Here is a 3,801-nt window from a genome sequence, read left to right on the forward strand (position 1 = left end):
TTCGTCATCTACCATGTCACACTTGTTCATGAACACGATGATGTACGGTACGCCTACCTGACGTGATAACAGGATGTGCTCACGGGTTTGTGGCATTGGGCCGTCTGTCGCCGCTACTACCAGAATCGCGCCGTCCATCTGTGCAGCACCAGTGATCATGTTCTTAACATAGTCAGCGTGGCCCGGGCAGTCTACGTGCGCGTAGTGACGCGTTGGGGTGTCGTATTCAACGTGTGAAGTATTGATGGTAATACCACGCGCTTTTTCTTCTGGTGCTTTATCGATTTGATCAAAAGCAAATGCCTGACCGCCGTAGTGCTTAGCCAGTACGTTTGTGATAGCAGCAGTTAAAGTAGTTTTACCGTGGTCAACGTGACCGATGGTGCCTACGTTTACGTGCGGTTTTACTCGTTCAAATTTAGCCTTAGCCATGGATAGACCCTTTTTAACAAAACGGCGGTTATTTAATAAGATTTTTGTTTGGATAGCAAGAGAGGTGTCAAGATGGTGCTGATACCCAGAATCGAACTGGGGACCTCATCCTTACCAAGGATGCGCTCTACCGCCTGAGCTATATCAGCAACGTTTTTGATTGGAGCGGGCAGCGGGAATCGAACCCGCATCTTCAGCTTGGAAGGCTGAGGTAATAGCCATTATACGATGCCCGCGGCCTACTCGTAGCTATTCTTCCTGACGAAGATGGTGGAGGGGGAAGGATTCGAACCTTCGAAGGCAGTGCCGGCAGATTTACAGTCTGATCCCTTTGGCCACTCGGGAACCCCTCCACTAATGGTGCCGCTTATCCGAGTCGAACGGATGACCTACTGATTACAAGTCAGTTGCTCTACCAACTGAGCTAAAGCGGCACTACGTCAGTGGGTGCGAATTCTAGTGTAATGCCGGTGGGCGTGCAACAGAAAAAACCAAAAAAGCGCGAATTTCCCGCCTAAACGCTCATAAAGTGCACAAAGCAGTGGCTACATATCGATATGGCGCGCCAATCCATGAAAAATCAATAATGGCTCAACAATCAGCGGTAAATCGCTCAGATAAGGTTTTAGAAACTTACTATCACCACCGGTTAAGATCAGCTTGTCGACCGGTGTTTGTTGCCAGGCCAGCCTGATTGCACCCAAAACACCGGCTAAGCAGCCATTTTGCAAGCCTGTGACTGTATCAGTCCCCGGCTCAAGCCGGCCATTAAACATCTCCGCGTTAAAGACTTTAGCGGTGTTTTTTACCACGGCTTGTTGCTGCATTTTCAGGCCGGGAATAATCCAACCGCCACCGTGCTGGCCAGCCTTATCCAGCCAATCAAGGGTCACGGCAGTTCCCGCGTCAGCGATAAGTACATTTTGCTCGCTGAACAATAGCTGCGCGCCAAGCATAGCAAGCCAGCGGTCTACGCCCAAGGTTTGTGGCTGCTGATAGCTGCTGCGCACGCCGTAAGCCTGGGCATCCGAATACACCTGGCGCCAGGGCAGATGGTCCAAACCTAGCAGTTGTTTTATTACTGCCACTTTTTCCTGTGATGCCACACTGGCAAAATAGACCGCTTTAATCGGCAGCTTTGCCAGATTATCCGGTGCCAGTTGTGGTAACGCTGTTACCTTACCATTTTTAACCAGGGCGGCTTTTTCGCGGGTATTACCAATATCAAGTAGTAAGTACATTCAACCCTCTGCGCGTAAACTTAACTCGCCGCCAAAATAACTATTGATACCGGTAGCAGTCTGCAGCAATAAGCCACCTTGGCTATCAACACCAAGACACATTCCCACAATTTCGTCATTACCCGTCAGCCGAACCTGGCGTAACCGATGCTGGTTATACTGATTAAACTCCTCCACAAAGCCGCTAAAGCCCTGCAGATTAAACTCAGTCAGTACGCCGATAAGCTGGCTTTGCAAAGCGGCAACCAACGGATTACGTTCTATCATAACACCGGCTTCAGACGCCAGATCGGTAAACTGCTGATCGATATTAAGGCCAGCTTGCTGTGGTAAACGGATATTTAGCCCGATGCCGATAATAACATCGCAGGCCGCATTTGCCTGACCACTCAGCTCAATCAAAATGCCACATACTTTTTTATCATTGATGTAAATATCGTTCGGCCATTTGATCTTGGCCTCCAGGCTATACAGCCGGCGTAATAGACGCACCAAAGCGATACCGACCACCAGGCTTAAACCACCCGCTGCGGCAATCCCCTGTTCCAAGCGCCAATATAGCGAAAAGTACAGACTGGAGGCAAACGGCGAATACCAGCTACGACCGCGGCGACCACGACCGGCCGTTTGTGCCTCTGCTACCAATGTATAACCCGGCTGTGTTACCTGCCCCTGTGATACCTTTAGCATTAACTGACTATTCGTTGAATCAGTAATATGTTGCACCAGGATATCCGGGGTGCCACTCTGGCGTAGTTGGCTAATACACGCTGCATCAAGCAGGTTTAATGGCGCTGCCAGACAATAGCCGCGGCCTTTTACTTTATAAATATCTAAGCCAAGTAACTGTAGCTGTTTGATATGGTTGGCTATCGCTGTGCGGCTAACACCCAGTCTTTCTGCCAATAGCTGACCTGATAAAAAGTCCCCGGTGCTCAGTGCAGTTAACAACTGGCGCTGAGTAATTAAACTGCCTTTTGTCATTGCGACAGCTGCCCTTTGGCGTTCAGCATTCTGACTTCCGGTTCAAGTTGGATGTTGTAAACTGAAGCGACCTTGTGCTGAATAGCATTGATGAGTTGCGCTAATTCAGTTGCTGAACCTGTGCCCCGATTCACCAGCACCAAAGGTTGTTGCTCGTAACAAGCAATAGCACCTATAGACTGACCTTTAAAACCCTGCTGATCTATCAGCCAGGCCGCAGGTACTTTTACAGTGCCATCATCCTGCACAAAACCGGGCATACCAGTGAAAAGCGCTTGTAGCTTAGTAAACTGTTGCATACTAATTACCGGGTTTTTAAAAAAACTGCCGCAATTTGCCAGTTTTGCCGGGTCGGGTAACTTAGCGCTACGGATGGCGATCACCTGATTAAAAATATCTGCTATCGCCGTGTCAGCAGTCAGATGGTCCAACCCTTTGTAGCTCAGTACCGGCTTTGCCATTTTTGAAAGTATTAAGCCGACAGCAACAATAATACCCTCACCTGCTAAGGTTCTCTTAAATACACTGTCTCTGTAGCCAAACTGACAACGGCCGGCAGCAATACGCTGAACCTTGCGTTGTTGCCAGTGATAAAAATCAACATACAGGCAGCTATCTGCCAGCTCAACACCGTAGGCGCCGATATTCTGCACAGGGGCAGCGCCCACAGAACCTGGGATCAGCGCAAGGTTTTCAATACCCCAGAGCTTTTCCTCTACCGTCCAACTCACTAACTGATGCCAGTTATGTCCGGCTTCGACGTGAACTAAGACAAAATTGTCATCAAGCGCAGTGACTGTTTTATTGTTTGCCACAAAACGGCATACCGGCACCTGCAAATCCTGCATAAAAATGGTGTTACTACCCTCACCCAGCACCACTGGCGCACTGTCGTACTGAGTTTCTTGCAACTCATTGATCGAGCTAAATTCAGTTAGCTGATGCAAGTTAGCATTAAAGCGAAAGGTAGAATAAGGAACTGCTGAGACATTAGTTAAAGTATGCATGGTGAGACCATTTGTCACGAATAACGCTATTGTAATGAGGCTGTCAGCCAAGCGCAAAACAAAAACCCCGCTCGATTGAGCGGGGTTCTGAATGGGAGCCTGGCGGTGAACTACTCTCGCATAGCGAATGCTACACT

Annotated in this window: 4 protein-coding genes and 4 tRNA genes; all 8 read right to left on the reverse strand. The window is 48.9% G+C overall.

From position 1 onward, the window contains the following. Positions 1–432 (reverse strand): GTP-binding protein (locus tag RNAN_RS18440; RefSeq protein WP_040552716.1); only part of this gene is annotated, 432 nt, incomplete at its 3' end. Between the two features lie 73 nt (positions 433–505). Beyond that, positions 506–581: transfer RNA gene (locus RNAN_RS18445), tRNA-Thr, on the reverse strand. A gap of 12 nt (positions 582–593) precedes the next feature. Continuing rightward, a tRNA-Gly gene (locus RNAN_RS18450) sits at positions 594–668 on the reverse strand. Between the two features lie 32 nt (positions 669–700). Then, positions 701–785 (reverse strand) — tRNA-Tyr (locus RNAN_RS18455). A 5-nt stretch (positions 786–790) separates the two neighbouring features. Continuing rightward, a tRNA-Thr gene (locus RNAN_RS18460) sits at positions 791–866 on the reverse strand. 111 nt (positions 867–977) lie between these two features. Next, positions 978–1,673, reverse strand: a complete 696-nt coding sequence (locus RNAN_RS18465; RefSeq protein ID WP_008224616.1) for a type III pantothenate kinase — start codon at positions 1,671–1,673, stop codon at positions 978–980. Then, positions 1,674–2,657: a bifunctional biotin--[acetyl-CoA-carboxylase] ligase/biotin operon repressor BirA gene (birA, locus tag RNAN_RS18470; protein WP_008224617.1), complete on the reverse strand. Its 984-nt coding sequence runs from the start codon at positions 2,655–2,657 to the stop codon at positions 1,674–1,676. Continuing rightward, a partial coding sequence (murB, locus tag RNAN_RS18475; protein ID WP_237739952.1) for a UDP-N-acetylmuramate dehydrogenase occupies positions 2,654–3,801 on the reverse strand: 1,148 nt, incomplete at its 5' end. The genes murB and birA, both read right to left, overlap by 4 nt.

This window comes from Rheinheimera nanhaiensis E407-8, from assembly GCF_000296695.1.
Taxonomy (GTDB): Bacteria; Pseudomonadota; Gammaproteobacteria; order Enterobacterales; family Alteromonadaceae; genus Alishewanella; species Alishewanella nanhaiensis.